The sequence below is a fragment of the Rhodanobacter koreensis genome (assembly GCF_054782855.1).
Window position 1 is genome coordinate 181077 of record NZ_BAAGRR010000001.1, and the last position, 16832, is coordinate 197908.

18 protein-coding genes are annotated in these 16832 nt (G+C 64.9%); 15 read left to right on the plus strand and 3 right to left on the minus strand.

Annotation, left to right across the window (positions count from 1 at the left end):
- Positions 1-212 precede the first annotated feature (212 nt).
- Both miaB and ACYVKM_RS00840 read left to right on the plus strand, forming a co-directional pair.
- Positions 213-1571 (plus strand): tRNA (N6-isopentenyl adenosine(37)-C2)-methylthiotransferase MiaB, encoded by a 1359-nt coding sequence (gene miaB, locus ACYVKM_RS00835; RefSeq protein WP_460875092.1) that lies wholly within the window; start codon positions 213-215, stop codon positions 1569-1571.
- A 47-nt stretch (positions 1572-1618) separates the two neighbouring features.
- Positions 1619-2827: a lipoprotein N-acyltransferase Lnb domain-containing protein gene (locus ACYVKM_RS00840; protein WP_460875093.1), complete on the plus strand. Its 1209-nt coding sequence runs from the start codon at positions 1619-1621 to the stop codon at positions 2825-2827.
- A gap of 51 nt (positions 2828-2878) precedes the next feature.
- On the opposite strand, the gene murA is transcribed toward ACYVKM_RS00840, so the two are convergent.
- Both murA and ACYVKM_RS00850 read right to left on the minus strand, forming a co-directional pair.
- Positions 2879-4138 carry a UDP-N-acetylglucosamine 1-carboxyvinyltransferase gene (gene murA / locus ACYVKM_RS00845; RefSeq protein WP_460875094.1) on the minus strand — a complete coding sequence of 420 codons (1260 nt, stop codon included), beginning with the start codon at positions 4136-4138 and terminating at the stop codon, positions 2879-2881.
- A gap of 81 nt (positions 4139-4219) precedes the next feature.
- Positions 4220-4462 carry a BolA family protein gene (locus ACYVKM_RS00850; protein ID WP_460875095.1) on the minus strand — a complete coding sequence of 81 codons (243 nt, stop codon included), beginning with the start codon at positions 4460-4462 and terminating at the stop codon, positions 4220-4222.
- Between the two features lie 208 nt (positions 4463-4670).
- On the opposite strand from ACYVKM_RS00850, the gene ACYVKM_RS00855 reads away from it, so the two are divergent.
- The 13 genes from ACYVKM_RS00855 (at position 4671) to ACYVKM_RS00915 (ending at position 15780) form a co-directional block, all read left to right on the plus strand.
- Positions 4671-5681, plus strand: a complete 1011-nt coding sequence (locus tag ACYVKM_RS00855) for a KpsF/GutQ family sugar-phosphate isomerase (protein WP_460875096.1) — start codon at positions 4671-4673, stop codon at positions 5679-5681.
- Between the two features lie 45 nt (positions 5682-5726).
- Complete coding sequence (locus ACYVKM_RS00860; protein ID WP_460875097.1) at positions 5727-6266, plus strand: KdsC family phosphatase; 540 nt, start codon at positions 5727-5729, stop codon at positions 6264-6266.
- Entirely contained in the window at positions 6263-6943 is a 681-nt protein-coding gene (lptC, locus tag ACYVKM_RS00865) for an LPS export ABC transporter periplasmic protein LptC (protein WP_460875098.1), read from the plus strand. The genes ACYVKM_RS00860 and lptC overlap by 4 nt, the downstream gene beginning before the upstream one ends.
- A gap of 13 nt (positions 6944-6956) precedes the next feature.
- Positions 6957-7517 carry a lipopolysaccharide transport periplasmic protein LptA gene (gene lptA / locus ACYVKM_RS00870; protein ID WP_460875099.1) on the plus strand — a complete coding sequence of 187 codons (561 nt, stop codon included), beginning with the start codon at positions 6957-6959 and terminating at the stop codon, positions 7515-7517.
- A gap of 3 nt (positions 7518-7520) precedes the next feature.
- The gene (gene lptB / locus ACYVKM_RS00875; protein WP_460875100.1) at positions 7521-8240 is read left to right on the plus strand and encodes an LPS export ABC transporter ATP-binding protein; all 720 of its coding nucleotides are present in this window, start codon (positions 7521-7523) and stop codon (positions 8238-8240) included.
- A gap of 99 nt (positions 8241-8339) precedes the next feature.
- Positions 8340-9806 (plus strand): RNA polymerase factor sigma-54, encoded by a 1467-nt coding sequence (locus tag ACYVKM_RS00880; RefSeq protein ID WP_460875101.1) that lies wholly within the window; start codon positions 8340-8342, stop codon positions 9804-9806.
- Between the two features lie 153 nt (positions 9807-9959).
- A complete protein-coding gene (gene hpf / locus ACYVKM_RS00885; RefSeq protein WP_460875102.1) occupies positions 9960-10283 on the plus strand; it encodes a ribosome hibernation-promoting factor, HPF/YfiA family in 324 nt (107 codons plus the stop codon).
- A gap of 106 nt (positions 10284-10389) precedes the next feature.
- Complete coding sequence (gene hprK, locus ACYVKM_RS00890; protein ID WP_460876476.1) at positions 10390-11361, plus strand: HPr(Ser) kinase/phosphatase; 972 nt, start codon at positions 10390-10392, stop codon at positions 11359-11361.
- Positions 11362-11365: 4 nt separating this feature from the next.
- Entirely contained in the window at positions 11366-12268 is a 903-nt protein-coding gene (gene rapZ / locus ACYVKM_RS00895) for an RNase adapter RapZ (RefSeq protein ID WP_460875103.1), read from the plus strand.
- Positions 12269-12305: 37 nt separating this feature from the next.
- A complete protein-coding gene (locus tag ACYVKM_RS00900) occupies positions 12306-12698 on the plus strand; it encodes a PTS sugar transporter subunit IIA (protein WP_460875104.1) in 393 nt (130 codons plus the stop codon).
- Positions 12691-12960, plus strand: coding sequence for an HPr family phosphocarrier protein (locus ACYVKM_RS00905; protein WP_460875105.1), 270 nt, complete (start codon positions 12691-12693; stop codon positions 12958-12960). Before ACYVKM_RS00900 ends, ACYVKM_RS00905 begins: the two co-directional genes overlap by 8 nt.
- 68 nt (positions 12961-13028) lie before the next feature.
- The gene (gene ptsP, locus ACYVKM_RS00910; RefSeq protein ID WP_460875106.1) at positions 13029-14774 is read left to right on the plus strand and encodes a phosphoenolpyruvate--protein phosphotransferase; all 1746 of its coding nucleotides are present in this window, start codon (positions 13029-13031) and stop codon (positions 14772-14774) included.
- A gap of 202 nt (positions 14775-14976) precedes the next feature.
- Positions 14977-15780 (plus strand): hypothetical protein, encoded by an 804-nt coding sequence (locus tag ACYVKM_RS00915; protein WP_460875107.1) that lies wholly within the window; start codon positions 14977-14979, stop codon positions 15778-15780.
- A gap of 98 nt (positions 15781-15878) precedes the next feature.
- On the opposite strand, the gene ACYVKM_RS00920 is transcribed toward ACYVKM_RS00915, so the two are convergent.
- Positions 15879-16766 carry a LysR family transcriptional regulator gene (locus tag ACYVKM_RS00920; RefSeq protein ID WP_460875108.1) on the minus strand — a complete coding sequence of 296 codons (888 nt, stop codon included), beginning with the start codon at positions 16764-16766 and terminating at the stop codon, positions 15879-15881.
- Positions 16767-16832 lie beyond the last annotated feature (66 nt).

Consider the following 16832-nt stretch of genomic DNA (forward strand, 5'->3'; position numbering starts at 1 on the left):
ACCATTTCGTGCGCCATGCCCGTGCGATTGCCGTCTCGTGTCACCTGCATCGGGTCAGAGTGGACTTTGTCCAGCCTTCGAGACCGCACGACATGCATTGCAAGTGATTGATCTACCGTGCCGATCAACTGGCAGACCCGCCATGGCAGGGGTAAACTGCACGGTTCAGCAGATTGCACTCCTTTGCTTCACGAATCACGGTATCCCGAGCCATGAGCGGCAAGCCAGCTCCCGCGAAACTTTTCATCAAGACCCACGGCTGCCAGATGAACGAGTACGACTCGGCCAAGATGGCCGATGTGCTCAAGGCATCGCACGGCATGGAATTGACCCAGGACGAGTCCGAGGCGGACGTGATCCTGATCAACACCTGCTCGATCCGCGAGAAGGCCCAGGAGAAGGTATTCAGTCAGCTGGGCCGCTGGAAGGAACACAAGCGTAGCGACCGGCCGGTGCTGATCGGCGTCGGCGGCTGCGTGGCGAGCCAGGAAGGCGAGGCCATCGTGAAACGCGCACCGTACGTCGACCTGGTGTTCGGTCCGCAGACCCTGCACCGCCTGCCCGAGTTGATCGAGAAGCAACGCGCCAGCGGCAAACCGCAGGTCGACATCAGCTTTCCCGAGATCGAGAAGTTCGACCGCCTGCCGGAACCACGTGCGGAAGGTCCGACCGCCTTCGTATCGATCATGGAAGGTTGCTCGAAATACTGCTCGTACTGCGTGGTCCCGTACACCCGCGGTGAGGAGATCAGCCGTCCGTTTGACGATGTGCTGGTGGAAGTCGCCCAGCTCGCCGCGCAGGGCGTGCGCGAGGTCAACCTGCTCGGCCAGAACGTCAACGCGTATCGCGGCCCCACCCACGACGGCGGTATCGCCGACCTCGCCGTGCTGATCCACGCGATCGCGCAGATCGACGGTATCGGTCGCATCCGTTTCACCACCTCGCATCCGCTGGAGTTCTCCGACTCGCTGATCGAGGCCTATGCGAACGTGCCGCAATTGGCGAACTACCTGCACCTGCCGGTGCAGGCGGGTTCCGATCGCATCCTCAGCGCGATGAAGCGCGGCTACACCGCGCTCGAGTTCAAGCAGAAGATCCGCAAGCTGCGCGCGGTGCGGCCGGACATCTGCGTGTCCTCCGATTTCATCGTCGGCTTCCCCGGCGAGACAGCCGAGGATTTCGAAAAGACCATGAAGCTGATCGAGGACATCGGCTTCGACCAGAGCTTCTCCTTCATCTTCTCCTCGCGCCCCGGCACGCCGGCGGCGAACCTCGCCGACGACACGCCCGCGACGGAAAAGCACGCACGACTGACCCGGCTGCAGGCAACCATCAATGCCAACGCGAAACGGATCAGCCAGGCGATGATCGGCAGCGTGCAGCGTGTGCTGGTGGAAAAGCCCAGCACCCGTGACCCGAGCGAGCTGACCGGTCGCACCGAGAACATGCGCTTCGTCAACTTCCCCGGTCATCCGCGCCTGATCGGCCAGTTCGTCGACGTGGTGATCACCGAAGCGATGAGCAATTCGCTGCGTGGGCGCCTGCCATTGGCCGATGAAGTGGCTGCCTGACGCTCCCCTCCCGTCGCCCACGCACTCTCTGCCAAGGCTCCCGACGCATGTATCGCACCGGTTACACCCTGCTGCTGTTGGCTATGTTGCTGTTCGGCATGCCCCCCTGTGCCCGCGCCAGTATCGCCAATGCACCCGGCGCCAACCTGGAAGTATCACTGGTCACCTATGGCCCCGGCGAAACCTACTGGGAGCGCTTCGGCCACGATGCCATCGAGCTGCGCGACAGTGTTTCGGGCGAAGCGGTCAATTTCAATTACGGCGTATTCGATTTCAACGAATCGAACTTCTTCATCAACTTCGCACGCGGCCGCATGCACTACCTGATGGACGCCGCACCCACCGAACTCGACGAGAGCGACTACATCGCCGCCGGCCGCTCGGTGACCCGTCAACAGCTGGCGCTGAACGCCGACCAGGCCGCCGCGCTGCGCGACTTCCTGCTGTGGAACCTGCGCCCGGAAAACGCCGGCTACAACTACGACTACTACGCCGACAACTGCACCACCCGAGTGCGCGACGCACTGGACAAGGCACTCGGCGGCGTATTGAAAGCCCGGCTCGTCGCACGTGCCGGCGGCATGACTTATCGCCAGCAGACTGCACGCCTGATGAGTGCGCAGCCCTGGCTGATGCTGGTGCTGGATCTGGGTCTGGGACCGTACGCCGACCAGCCATTGAACGCCTGGCAGGAAAGCTTCCTGCCGATGGTGCTGCAAGCGCAGTTGCGCGGCGTGAGCGTCGACAACGACCACGGTGGACTGCAGCCGCTGCTGCAGGGCGAACAACTCATTTCGCCAAACCGGCTCGACGTACCACCAACAAGCGCACCCGATCTGCGCCTGCCGCTGGCGCTGGCCGGTCTACTGCTTGCTGCGCCGATCATCCTGACACGACGCTGGTGGCCCGTTGGCCATGCCCTGCTCGGCACGCTCTACCTGCTGGCGGCCGGCCTCGTCGGCGTGCTGCTGCTGGTGCTGTGGACCCTGACCACGCACCACTCGGCCTGGGCCAATGCCAATCTGCTGCTATTCAACCCGCTGGCGTTCCTGATGATGCCGACCCTATGGCGAGCCCGTCGCGGACTTGCTGCGTCACGCTTCATCGATGGCGTGCTCGCGCTGCAGCTGATCGCTGCACTGATCGCGATCCTGCTGCACCTGCTGCCCGGCACCGTGCAGCAGAACCAGCCATGGCTGCTGTTCGCGCTGCCATGCTGGCTGGCGCTGGCGTGGAGTCTGCGCAGAGCCAGCTGACTCCACCGGCCTGCGCACACCACCTGTGCCGGAACTTACGGTGATGCCGCCTCAGTTCGGCAAACGACGGATCTTCGCGCCGAGGACACCGAGCTTCTCTTCGATGTTCTCGTAGCCGCGGTCGATGTGATAGACACGGTCGACGATGGTGTCACCCTTGGCCACCAGGCCGGCCAGCACCAGGCAAGCCGAGGCGCGCAGGTCAGTGGCCATGATCGGCGCACCACTCATTTGCTGCACACCCTGGATCACGGCGGTATTGCCTTCGAGCCGGATGTCCGCGCCGAGCCGCTGCAATTCCTGCGCGTGCATGAAACGGTTCTCGAACACCGTTTCGGTCACCACGCCGGTACCTTCGGCGACGCAGTTGAGCGCCGTGAACTGCGCCTGCATGTCGGTCGGAAACGCCGGATACGGTGCCGTGCTGATGTTGACTGCCTTCGGTCGGCGACCGCCCATGTCCAGCTCGATCCAGTCGTCGCCGGTCGAAATATGCGCGCCGGATTCCTCCAGCTTGGCCAGCACCGCGTCCAGCGTGTCGGCACGGGCGCGGCGGGCACGCACCTTGCCGCCGGTCATCGCCGCGCCGACCAGGAAGGTGCCGGTCTCGATGCGATCGGGCAGCACTTCATATTCGGCGCCGTGCAGGCGCTCGACGCCATGGATCACCATGGTCGAGGTGCCGGCACCTTCGATCTGCGCGCCCATCGCGATCAGGCAGTGCGCCAGATCGACCACCTCGGGCTCCTGCGCGGCGTTCTCGATCACCGTGGTGCCCTGTGCCAGGGTCGCCGCCATCATGATGTTCTCGGTGCCGGTGACGGTGACCATGTCCATCACGATGCGCGCGCCCTTCAGCCGCGCAGCCTTCGCCTTGATATAGCCGTTCTCGACCGTGATGTCGGCGCCCAGCGCCTGCAGGCCGCGGATGTGCTGGTCGACCGGGCGCGAACCGATCGCGCAGCCACCCGGCAGCGAGACCTCGGCCTGACCGAAACGCGCCACCAGCGGGCCCAGCACCAGGATCGAGGCGCGCATCGTGCGCACCAGATCGTACGGCGCGATGCAGGTGCTGGTGGTGCGCGGATCGACATGCATCTTCATGCGGTCGTCCAGCACCAGCTGCACGCCCATCTGGCCCAACAGCTCGATGAAGGTGGTGACGTCGTGCAGATGCGGCACGTTGCCGATGCTGACCGGTTCGTCGGCCAGCAGGCAGCCGGCAAGAATCGGCAGTACGGCGTTCTTGGCGCCGGAAATGCCGACCTCGCCGTGGAGTGGCATGCCGCCACTGATCAGGATCTTGGCCATCGTTTTCCTAGACTTGTGCGCCCCTCCATGAGCGCAAAGAAGAACCGGCATCCATGCCGGACTTTTCAATTCGAGCGGAGATCACCCTCGGCGCGCTACAGCTTCCTCGGGTGTCAGGGTTTTCAACGCCAGCGCATGGATTGCGCCTCCCATCAAGTCGCCCAGCGTGGCGTAGACCAGCCGATGTCGCGCCAGCGGCAACTTGCCGGCAAACTGGCTGGCCACCACGGTAGCCTCGAAATGGACGCCATCCGCACCACTGACCTCGACCTGCGCTCCGGGCAGGCCGTTTTCGATCATTGCCTGGATGCTGGCTGGGTCCATCGGGGGTGTTCCATGCGTGAGCCTGGGTCGACACGGCACGGATTCGGGCGCTTGCCGAATCCAACGCGCGGACTTATGACGTTAAAATGCGAATATGCCATGGTAATGGAAATCCGCTGGCACAGAAACGACAGTGGCAGCAGATCGACATGATCCGATGCTCCGTCGCCCCGGCGATTCCGGCATCAGCCTTCCTACCCGAGCCCCCATGAACGCACGCATCGCACCAGCCACTCCGATCGACCTGAACCCGGACGCCATCGCCCGCAGTGCACGCGCGGTGATCGCCACCGAAGCGGAGGCGGTGCAGGCGCTGGGGCCGCGGATCGGAACCGACTTTGTCGAGGCCTGCAGGCTGATCCTGGCCTGCAAGGGCCGCGTGGTGGTCAGCGGGATGGGCAAGTCCGGGCATGTGGCGCGCAAGATCGCCGCCACCCTGGCCTCCACCGGCACCCCGGCATTCTTCGTGCACCCGGGCGAAGCCAGCCACGGCGACCTCGGCATGATCCTGCCGCAGGACGTGGTGCTGGCACTGTCCTATTCCGGCGAAACCGATGAGCTGCTGTTCATCCTGCCGGTGATCAAGCGGCAGGGTATCCCGCTGATCGCGATCACCGGCAAGCCAAGCTCCTCGCTGGCGACCCAGGCCGACGTGCATCTGGATGGCAGCATCTCCAGCGAGGCCTGCCCGCTGGGCCTGGCACCAACCACCAGCACCACCGTCGCGCTGGTGCTGGGCGACGCGCTGGCGATCGCACTGCTGGAGGCGCGCGGCTTCACCTCGGACGATTTCGCCCGTTCGCACCCGGCCGGCAGCCTTGGCCGCCGCCTGCTGCTGCACATCAGCGATGTGATGCATAGCGGCGACGACGTGCCCAGGGTGTCGCCGGACGCCAGCCTGACTGCCGCCCTGGTCGAGATGACCCGCAAGCATCTCGGCATGACCGCAGTGATCGACGCCGAACAGCATCTGCTCGGCGTATTCACCGATGGCGATCTGCGCCGTGCGCTGGACGACGAGGGCGTCGATCTGCGGGGTGCCACCGTAGCCGACCTGATGACCCGTGGCCCGAAGACGATCGGTGCCGACAAACTCGCTGCCGAGGCTGCCCAGCTGATGGAGAAGCACCAGATCCATGCGCTGCTGGTGGTCGATGACGAGCAGCGCGTGGTCGGCGCGCTGAACATTCATGATCTGCTCCGTGCACGTGTGGTCTGATCACGCGTTCCCTTCCATACCTTCCCGCACGAGCCCACCAAGCCCATGTATCTGGCTGACCTCCCCGCCGACATCCTCAATCGCGCCGCCCGGATTCGCGTGGCCGTGTTCGACGTGGACGGCACCCTGACCGACGGGCGCCTGTGGTACGGCGAGGACGGCCACGAGGCCAAGGTATTCCACGTGCATGACGGACTCGGCCTGAAACAGCTCCAGGCCAACGGCGTACAGGTGGCCCTGATCACCGCACGGATCAGCCACCCGGTTGCGCTGCGCGCCGAGGAGCTGGATATCGCCCACGTCTATCAAGGCCAGAACGACAAGCGGGGTTGCCTGCTGGAGCTGCTCGACGCCCTGCATCTCACGCCGGAACAGGCCGCCTTCACCGGCGACGACCTGCCCGACCTGCCGCCGATGCGGATTGCCGGTCTGGCTGTGGCGGTAGCAGACGCGCACCCGTGGGTCGCCGAACAGGCACACTGGCGCACCCTCAGGAAGGGTGGCAGGGGCGCCGCACGCGAGGTATGCGACCTGATCCTGCACGCACAGGGCAAGAGCGCCGCCGAGCGGGAGCGCTGGCAGTGAAACTGTGGCTCTGGCTGCGCGACCGGCGCCTGCCGGCCGCGATCATCGTGATCGCGCTCGCCGCGGGAGCCCTCCAGTTCCTGTTGTGGTGGATGGGGCCGCCGCCGGCAACCCATGATTTTGTCGGGCCGCCGCGCTCCGGCTATACGCTGATCAACGCCCGCGTGACCGAATACAACGTCGACGGCCAGCCCGGCCTGCGAGTGCAGTCGCCGCACCTAGAACGGCGCGAGGGCGACGAATCGCTGTACCTCAATTCGCCCACGTTCCAGATGCCCGCCAAGCAGCCCGGCGTCCCGGACTGGGACGGTGAATCGCTATACGGCTGGGTGAACAAGCCAGGCACCCTGCTCAAGCTGCAGGGGCCGGTTTACATACACCGCCCCGCATTCACCGACAAGCAAGGCGTAGTGCAGCCGGAAACCACAATGCATACCTCCGAGGTCACCGCATGGCCGAAAGAGGACCGTATGGAAACCGCCCAGCCGGCGCATATCGTGCAGGGCGAACGTACAATGAGCGGAATCGGCATGCGTGCCAACCTCAACGACAATCATCTGGAGCTGCTCGATGCCTCCCACATCACCTTCCCGCCACGCACGCCCAAGCCGGCTCCGGTTCGGCCTGCTGCTGCTCAGTCTGCTCGCGCTGCAACCGGCACTCGCGCGGAAAGATGATCGCCAGAAACCGATGAACGTCGTTGCCGTGCACACCGACGGCTTCTACAGCCCGAACACCATCACCACGCTCACCGGCAAGGTAGTCGTCACCCAGGGCACGCTCAAGGCCACCGGCGACAAGGCGCTCGTCTACATGGACGCCGATCAGCAGATCAGCCGCATCGTGATCACCGGCAATCCGGCGCACATCGAACAGATCGATGACAACGGCAACCTGATGACCGGTGATGCCCTGACACTCGACTACGACAACATCAACGGTATCGCCGTGCTCACCACCAACGCCGTGGTGCATCAGCAGGGTCGTGGCGAGGCGCACGGCGACAAGCTGACATACAACACCCAGACCAGCTACATGACCGGCAGCAGCAGCGGCGACGGCCTCGTGCACATGATCATCCTCCCCAAGCCACAGCCCGCCACAGCCAAACCGGCTGCGCCGGCCAAGCCAGCTGCAGGCGCCACTCCCGCACCAGCCACTACGTCGACCACGGCCAAACCGGCTCCGGCGACGAGTGCCCCGGCCGCACCAGCCCCTGGCGCCCCGTCCATCACTCATGGACAGCCGTAACCCATGCTATCCGCCGAAGGTCTGCAGAAAAGTTTCAAGGCACGCATGGTGGTACGGGACTTTGCCTTCTCGATCCGCGAAGGTGAAGTGGTTGGCCTGCTCGGTCCCAACGGTGCCGGCAAGACCACCTGTTTCTACATGGTGGTCGGGCTGATCGAAGCTGACGCCGGCAGCATCAAGCTGGACAAGCAGGACATCACCGGCCTGCCGATGCATGCGCGCGCCAAGCTCGGCATCGGCTACCTGCCACAGGAAGCCTCGGTATTCCGCCGGCTCAGCGTGGCCGACAACATCCTGGCGGTGCTGGAGCTGCGCGACGGTCTCAGCGAACAGCAGCGCAGCAGCGAACTGGAAAGCCTGCTGGACGAACTGAAGATCGGCCACATCGCCGACCAGAAAGGCATCAGCCTGTCCGGCGGCGAGCGCCGCCGCGTGGAAATCGCCCGCGCGCTGGCGGCACAGCCGCGCTACATGCTGCTGGACGAACCGTTCGCCGGTGTCGACCCGATCTCGGTCGGCGAGATCCAGCGCATCGTACGGCACCTGAAGGAGCGCGGCATCGGCGTGCTGATCACCGATCACAATGTGCGCGAGACGCTGGGCATCTGCGACCGCGCCTACATCCTGAACGACGGCGAGGTGCTGTCCCGTGGCACCCCTGCCCACATCCTCGCCGACGAGAAGGTGCGCGAGGTCTATCTGGGTCGCGAATTCCGTCTCTAACCCTTCGGTGCGCGGTTACACGGCACTCTTGCTTGCGGGCTATGGCCGCGTCTGCGGGCAAGCGCTAGGATGGCCGCGAGTTCCTTCGATCCGGCCGGCATGAAACCCGCACTGCAGTTTCGCCTCCACCAGCAGTTGACCCTGACGCCGCAACTGCAGCAGGCGATCCGCTTGCTGCAACTGTCACAGCTGGAACTGGAAGCCGAGCTGCGCCAGATCGCCGAAGGCAACCCGCTGCTCGAATTCGCCGAAGAGGTCGAGGACGAGGAAGCGGTCGATCGCGAAAGCGCCGAAAGCGAATACCCGAGCGCCGAAAGCGTCGCCTCCGCCGGCAGCAGCCAGAACGACGGCGATGACAGCACCGAATGGGCCGATGGCGTCGCCGCCGAATCGCCGATCGATTTTTCCAGCAGCAGTATCGGCAGCAGCGGCAGTCCCGGCTCGCGTGGCGACGACGATTTCGAGCCGCAGAACGCCGCTCCCGAAACCCTGCAGCAACACCTGCTGTGGCAGCTCAACCTGGCCTCGTTCAACCCGCGCCAGCATCTGATCGCCACCGTGCTGATCGACTCGCTGGATGCCGCCGGTTACCTGTCCGAGGGTATCGAGGCGGTGCTGGCCGTACTGCCTGCCGACCTGAAGGTCGGCCTCGACGAGATCGACGCCGTGCGCCGGCGGTTGCAGGGTTTCGACCCCGCCGGCGTGGGCAGCCTGGATCTGCGTGACTGCCTGCGTGTGCAGCTGGAGCAGTTCGACCCTGACACGCCGCAGTGCGAGCTGGCCCTGCGCATCGTCGACAGCGAACTGGAACTGCTTGCGCGCAACGACATCGCACGGCTGGCGCGGCGCCTACGCGCCAACGAGGACGACGTGGCCGCCGCCGCCGTGCTGATCCGCAGTCTTGATCCTCGCCCCGGCGCTGCCCTCGATGCCACTCCGGTGGAATATGTCGCGCCGGATGTCTACGCGCTGCGCGACGGCAGCCGCTGGCGGGTCAGCCTGAACCCGGATGCGCAGCCAAGGCTAGGACTCAACCAGCACTACTGCGGCCTGATCGCGCAGGCGCGCGGCGAGGACGCCAGCTGGATGCGCGGCCAGTTGCAGGAGGCGCGCTGGCTGATCAAGAGCCTGGAATCGCGCGCCGAAACCCTGCTCAAGGTCGCCGAGGCCATCGTGCACCGGCAGAGCGCCTTCCTCGAGTACGGCCCCGAGGCGATGCACCCCCTGGTGTTGCGCGAGGTGGCCGAAGAGGTGGGCATGCACGAATCAACCATTTCACGTGTCACCACCCGCAAGTACATCCATACCCCGCGCGGTACGTTCGAGCTGAAATACTTCTTTTCCAGCGGGGTTTCCACCGAGGACGGCGGCAGCGCCTCGGCCACCGCCATCCAGGCCATGTTGCGCAAGCTGGTCGACGCCGAGGATGCGCGCAGACCACTGTCCGACCAGGCGATCGCCGAGGAGTTGCAACGCAAGGGCATCCAGGTCGCCCGGCGAACCGTCGCCAAATATCGTGAGGGCTTGCGCATTCCCAGTTCCAGCGAACGACAGCGTGCCGGCTGATCCGCACGAAAAGTCGATGCGGGAACTTGGTTACCGGGAAAGCGTTCCCATACCTTAGAGAGAGAATGATTGACGATGTACCGCCGCCACGCCGGCCACGGTACGTCAAACCCGCCGCGAAACGCGGCACTGCACCACCAGAGGAGGCGCCCCATGCAATTCCAACTCAGCGGCCAGCAGATTGAAGTCACCCCGGCCCTGCGCGACCACGCCACCGCCAAGCTCGACCGCCTCACGCGCCTCGACGACAAACTGATCAGTCTCGCCATCGTGCTGTCGGTCGACAAGCTCCGGCAATGTGCCGAGGGCACGCTGGGCGTCACCGGTGCCACCCTGCATGCCGAAGCCGCCGAGGCCGACATGTACGCCTCCATCGACATCCTGTTCGACAAGCTGGTCAACCAGTTACGCAAGCATCGCGAGAAAGTCAGCGACAAACATCAGCACGAAGCGCGCGAAGCGCGCCAGTACGGCTGATCCTTCCCGCGGCCCGCCCTCCGGCGGGCCGCCTTCGTTTCAAAGGCGCATATCCGCCCAAGCTGGCACAATGGTCATGTCGTCGCAGCAGCCCGCCGGGCCCACCATGCGACGCAAGGGACTTGGCTTGGATCGGATCAGCGCGCGACAACTCTACGATGGCGTCCACGAACGCATGGCCCTGCGCTGGCTGTCCGGCATGCGCGGGGAAACGCGCGTGATCGAGCCAGGCGCGGCACAGTCGCGCCGGCCCTCCCTGATCGGCTACCTCAACGTCATCTATCCGAACAAGATCCAGATCATCGGCACCGAGGAGCTGAACTTCCTTGATGCGCTGGATTCGCGCCAGCGCTGGGAAGTGATGCACAAGATCGCCGCCTACCAGCCGGTGGCGCTGATCGTGACCAAGGACCAGACGGTACCGGCCGACTTGCGCGAGGTCGCCGAGGAAACCAACACGCCGTTGTGGATCAGCCCCAAGCGCGGCCACGAGTTGCTGACCTACCTGCAATACCATCTCGCCCGCATGCTGGCGGCAAAGACCACCCTGCACGGGGTGTTCCTGGAGGTGTTCTCGATCGGCGTGCTGATCACCGGCGAAGCCGGTTCCGGCAAGAGCGAACTGGCGCTGGAACTGATCAGTCGCGGCCACCGGCTGGTCGCGGACGACGCCACCGAGTTCACCCTGATCGCTCCGGACGTGATCGACGGCACCTGTCCCGAACTGCTGCAGGACCTGCTGGAAGTGCGCGGCCTGGGCGTGCTCAACGTGCGCGAGATGTTCGGCCACATGTCGGTCAAGCCATCGAAATACCTGCGTCTGGTGATCCACCTCAAGCCCATGCGCGACGGCGAGGAGACCGATGCGCTGACCCGGCTCACCGGCGACATCGGCCATCGCGAGATCTTCGACGTGCCGGTGCCGATGATCACCATCCCGGTGGCGCCGGGACGCAATCTTGCCGTGCTGGTCGAGGCCGCCGTGCGCAGCCACGCACTGAAGAGCAAGGGCATCGATCCGGCACAAACCTTCATCGACCGGCAGGCACATCAGCTGCGCCGGTTGCCGCCGTGGTGAACCCATGAACGAGAACAGCACGCCCCTGCTCAATCCACTGGTCGATCCGAGCGAGATCCACCTGATCGTGCTCACCGGCATGTCCGGCGGCGGCAAGACGGTGGCGCTGCGTGCGCTGGAGGACCTGGAGTTCTACTGCGTCGACAACCTGCCCTCCGCATTGCTGCCGCAGCTGGTCAACGCGGTGATCGAAGGCCACAGCAAGCACCGGCGCATTGCGGTCGGCGTGGACGTGCGCAATCGCGGCACGGACTTCGCGCACATGCCGACCGTGCTGTCGGAACTCGCCGGTGCCGGCGTGCAGGTGCACCTGATCTTCCTGGATTGCAGCGATGCGGTGCTGATCAAGCGTTACTCCGAAACCCGCCGCCGCCATCCGCTGGCCACGCGTGGCGTGTCGCTGGCCGATGCGATCGTCGAGGAACGCCGGCTGCTGCGCCCGTTGATGGCGATTGCGGAAAAAGTGATCGATTCCAGCGAACTGAACGTGCACCAGTTGCGACGCCTCGTGGCCACCGGCTACGCCCAGGCAACCGAAGGGCTCACCCTGATGTTCCAGTCGTTCGCGTTCCGTCGCGGGCTGCCGCTGGATGCGGATTTCGTGTTCGATGCCCGCTGCCTGCCGAACCCCCACTGGCACGCGCACCTGCGTCCGCTGTCGGGCAAGGATGCACCCGTGCGTGAATTCCTCGACGCCGAACCACTGGTCGCCGAATACTTTGCCGATACTGCACGCTGGCTGGATGCATGGTTGCCGCGCTTCGAACAGGACGACCGCAGCTACGTGACCATCTCGGTCGGTTGCACCGGTGGCCGGCATCGCTCGGTCTACCTGGTCGAGAAGCTCGCCGCCCATTACCGCGCCCTTCGCGAAGGCGTGCTTACCTTCCACCGCGAGCTGGAGTGAAGACCATGCCGCTTGCATATGTCACGGACAGCCAGTCATGAGCGTCGGCGTGATGTTGATGACCCACGAGGCAGTCGGCCAGGCACTGATCTCCGCCGCGCATCACGTGATGCCGAAACTGCCGCTGCAGGTGGCTGCGGTGGAAATTCCGCCGCAGTCCGATCCGGACGTGATGCGCACGCTCACCGTACGTCATGCGCGCGAGCTGGACCAAGGGGACGGAGTACTGGTGCTGGCCGATCTCTACGGTGCCACGCCGTGCAATATCGGGCTTTCGCTCGGCGCGCTGGGCGTGCATCTGCGCTGCGTCTCCGGGCTCAACCTGCCGATGCTGCTGCGCGTACTCAACTATGCGGAAAAACCACTGGACGAACTCGCCGAGATTGCGGCCAGCGGTGGCCGCGGGGGAATCTTCATAGATCATGCTTGAACAAGAAATCGTCGTTTCCAACAAGCTCGGCCTGCACGCCCGCGCCTCGGCCAAACTGGTGCAGCTCGTGCAGGGTTTCAAATCCACCGTATGGCTGGTCAGCAAGGGCCGCGAGATCAATGCGCAAAGCATCATGGGCGTGATGATGCTGGCTGCAGGCCTCGGCACACCGCTGACCATCCGCACCGATGGCCCGGACGAACAGTCGGCGCTGACCGCCGTGGTTGAACTGTTCAATCGCAAGTTCGACGAAGGAGCCTGAATGGGCAATGCGTCTGCCAAGCCGTCGATCCACCCGACCATGTCGATCCGGCATGAGTGGTGGCGTGCATGAGGCACGTGCTCAATGGCACGATCGCCGCCCACGGCATGGCGCTGGGACGGGCCCGACTGGTGCAGCCCAGCCGTTACACCGTCGACACGAGACCACTGGCCGAGGACGAGATCGAGGCCGAGATCGAGCATCTGCACCGGGCGCTGGATACGGCACGGCAGGAGCTGCGCGAACTGCGCGGCAAACTGCATGGCGCGCTCGCCCGCGAGGTCAACGAGTTCATCGACGCACACAGCCTGCTGCTGGACGACGCGGAGCTGCTGCGCGGACTGGATGACCTGGTGCGGATCGGCCACTACCGGCCCGGCGCCGCGCTGAAGAAACAGCGCGATCGCCTGTCCGCCGTGTTCGAGGCGATGGACGATCCCTATCTGCGCAGCCGCAAGGAGGATGTCGAGCAGGTGATCAACCGGGTGATTTCCGCTCTGCAGCGGCAGACCAGTCCGGAAGAACGCAAGCTGGCCGCGCGTGTGGGCGAGATCCTGATCGCCGACAGCATTGCGCCGGCCGACATGGCGCAGCTGGCCGGCAACGGCCTGCTCGGCGTGGTCGGCAGCTCAGGTAGCCCGTATTCGCACAGCGCCATCCTCGCGCGCAGCCTCGGCCTGCCGATGCTGGTCGGCACCCGCGATGCGCTCTCCAATATCCACGACGACGACCTGATCCTGCTCGATGCCGAGCGCGGCGAGGCGGTAGTGCATCCCACCGCGCAGGACCTGTCGCGCTATCGCGCCTGGCAGCGCGAGGCGGCGATCGAGGGCCGCCGCCTGGCCAAGCTGGCGAACGCACCCACGCGCACCCGCGACGATGTCGAAATCTGCCTGTACGCCAACGCCGAAACCCCGGCCGACGTGGCCAATGCGCGCGCGCGCGGCGCGGATGGCGTTGGCCTGTACCGCACCGAGTTCCTGTTCCTCAAGCACAAGGGTTTGCCGTCGGAAGACGAGCAGTTCATCGCCTACCGCGACCTGGTAATGGGCATGGGCGGTCTGCCGGTGACGATCCGCACGCTGGATCTCGGTGCCGACAAGGCCGACGCTGCCGGGCTGGTGCTGCGTGGCGAGGACAATCCCGCGCTGGGCGTGCGTGGCGTGCGCCTGTCGCTACGCTACCCGGCGGTGTTCTCCACCCAGATCCGCGCGATCCTGCGCGCTGCCTGCTACGGCCCGGTGCGCGTGCTGGTGCCGATGGTGACCCAGCCGGACGAGCTCATCGCAGTGCGCACGCTGTTCAAGCTGGCCCGGCAGGAACTGAAGCGCGAGAACATCGATCTGCCGGAGAAACTGCCGCTGGGCGCGATGATCGAAGTGCCGGCCGCGGCGATCAACGTGCGCGCCCTGCTGGAGCATGCCGACTTCCTCGCGATTGGCACCAACGACCTCGCCCAGTACGTGCTCGCCGCCGACCGCGGCAACGATGCGCTGGAGAACATCTACAACCCGCTGCAGCCGGCGCTGCTGCGGCTGCTCTCACATGTGATCAGCGCCGGTCGCCGTGCGAAGAAACCGGTGAGCCTGTGCGGCGAGATCGCCGGCGACGTGAACTTCACCGCCCTGCTGCTGATGCTGGGCCTGCACGAGTTCAGCATGCACCCCGGCCAGATTCTGCAGGTGCGTGACCGCCTCGCCACGCTGGATCATGCACACCTGCGCCACCACGCCGCCCGGCTGCTGCGTGCGCATACGCATGAACAGGCCGAGGCACTACTGAACGAGATCATGGGCGCGTCGGCCCCGGCCTGATTCGGCCGGCCGGCAGATCCGCGAGTCCCCGCAACAGCCATCCCCAATTAGTCACGAATTGTTTCGGTGCCTTTTACATGTCCCGGCGCATTGTAGGCGACTGGGGGAAGGACCTGCGTGCAGATGCGGATCGGCTGGATTTTCAGCACGCTCACTCTGCAGATCACACGCATCCGATCAATGGTTCTGGGGAGGATCCATCATGAAGAAGTTGCTGCTCGCCGGGTTGCTTGGAGGGTTGCTGGTGGCGTGGCTGATACCCACACCGGCCATGGCGCAGAATGCTTTCGACGGCACCTGGAAGGTCGACCTGAGCAAGGTGCACACACCGAAGAAGCCTGACGTCCTGTTGCTGCAGAACGGCATGTACGACTGCAAGACATGTGTGCCAGCCATTGGCGTCAAGGCGGATGGCACGGACCAGAAGGTCACCGGGCATCCGTATTTCGACACGGTGGCGATCAGGGTCGTCGACGATCACTCCATCCAGGAAACCGACAAGCGGAACGGCAAGGTCGTCGCAACATCAACCATGACGGTTGCCGCGGACGGGAAAACCGCAGCCTTCGAATTCACCGACAGCAGCAATACCAACTCCGACCCGGTGACCGGGAAAGGTAGCATGACCCGCGTGGCCACAGGCCCCAAGGGAGCACATGCCATTTCCGGTTCCTGGCGAACGACGAGCTACGGCAATGTCTCGGATAACGGGTTGACCTTCACCTACAAGGTCGACGGTGGCAACCTGAGCATGACCAGCCCGACAGGCCAGTCCTACACCGCCAGGACGGATGGTACGGATGCGCCTTACAAGGGTGATCCGGGCACCACCAGTGTCTCGATAAGAAAGCTCGACAAGAACAGCGTGGAGGAAACCGACAAGCGCGACGGCAAGGTGATCAGCGTCTCGAAAATGACCGTCGCCGACGACGGCAGGACGATGGACATCGTCGTCAACGACAAGCTGCGTGGAACCACGATGTCGTTTGTGGCGGCGAAGCAGTAGATCCTCCGCGAATCAAGCCTGCAGGAGATTCCAGGCGAACATTCAGGGGTTTCGCAGGCCATGGACGGCCTGCCGAAGGCAAGCGGCGATGAACCGGCTCAACGACCAAAACTGGTGCTGCCGAGAAAGGCGTCCAGCAAGGCACCACGGTACTTCTGCCGATGCAGCAACAGCGAGAGCTTGCGCTGCAGATCCAGGAACGGGGTCTTCAGCGCCTTCAGTCGTCCCGTCGCCAGCGCATCGGTAACTGCCACGGCAGGCAGACAGGCGATGCCGAGCCCGGCGACCACGACCTGCTTGATCGCCTCGATCTGGTCGAGCTCAAGCACGGTTTCACCCGGCGGCAGCTGCGCCAGCACGCGCTCGCTGATCGCGCGCGTGGCCGAGCCAGGCTCACGCAACACCCAGCGCGCACCGGCGAAATCCGCCGGCTTCAGGCTGCGCTTGCGCGCCAGCGGATGCTCCGGTGGCGCGCACACCACCAGCAGGTCGTCGCGCCACGGCAACACTTCCAGCAGAGGGTGTGTCACCGGCCCTTCGACACAGCCGATGTCCAGGCTGTGATCGAGCACGCCCGCCGCAATCGTCTCGGTATTCGCCACGCGCAGGCGGATCGCCACCTGCGAATGGGCCCGCACGAACGCGCCGAGCAGTTCGTCGACGCGGTAATTGCCGACCGTGTTGCTGGCACCGATGCGCAGCTCGCCGCCCAGCGCCGAGCCGTCCTCGCTGCCGCGCCGGCCGAATTCCGCATGCCGTTCCAGCAGTTCCTGCGCCAGCGGCAGCAGCTCGCGACCACGCGCATTCAACCGCAGACGGCCGCGTTCACGCGCGAACACCGGCGCATCCAGCTGCCGCTCCATTTCCGCCAGCGCCATGCTGGCGGCTGGCTGGGTCAGGTGCAGCCGCTCGGCGGCGGCACGTACGCTGCCGTGCAATGCGATCTGCACGAACACCTCAAGCTGGCGCGGACTGATGTTGATCATCAGCCTATCTTATACATCTGATCAGATATTCCAAATTTTCCTGATTGATGTGGACGCGGACAATGG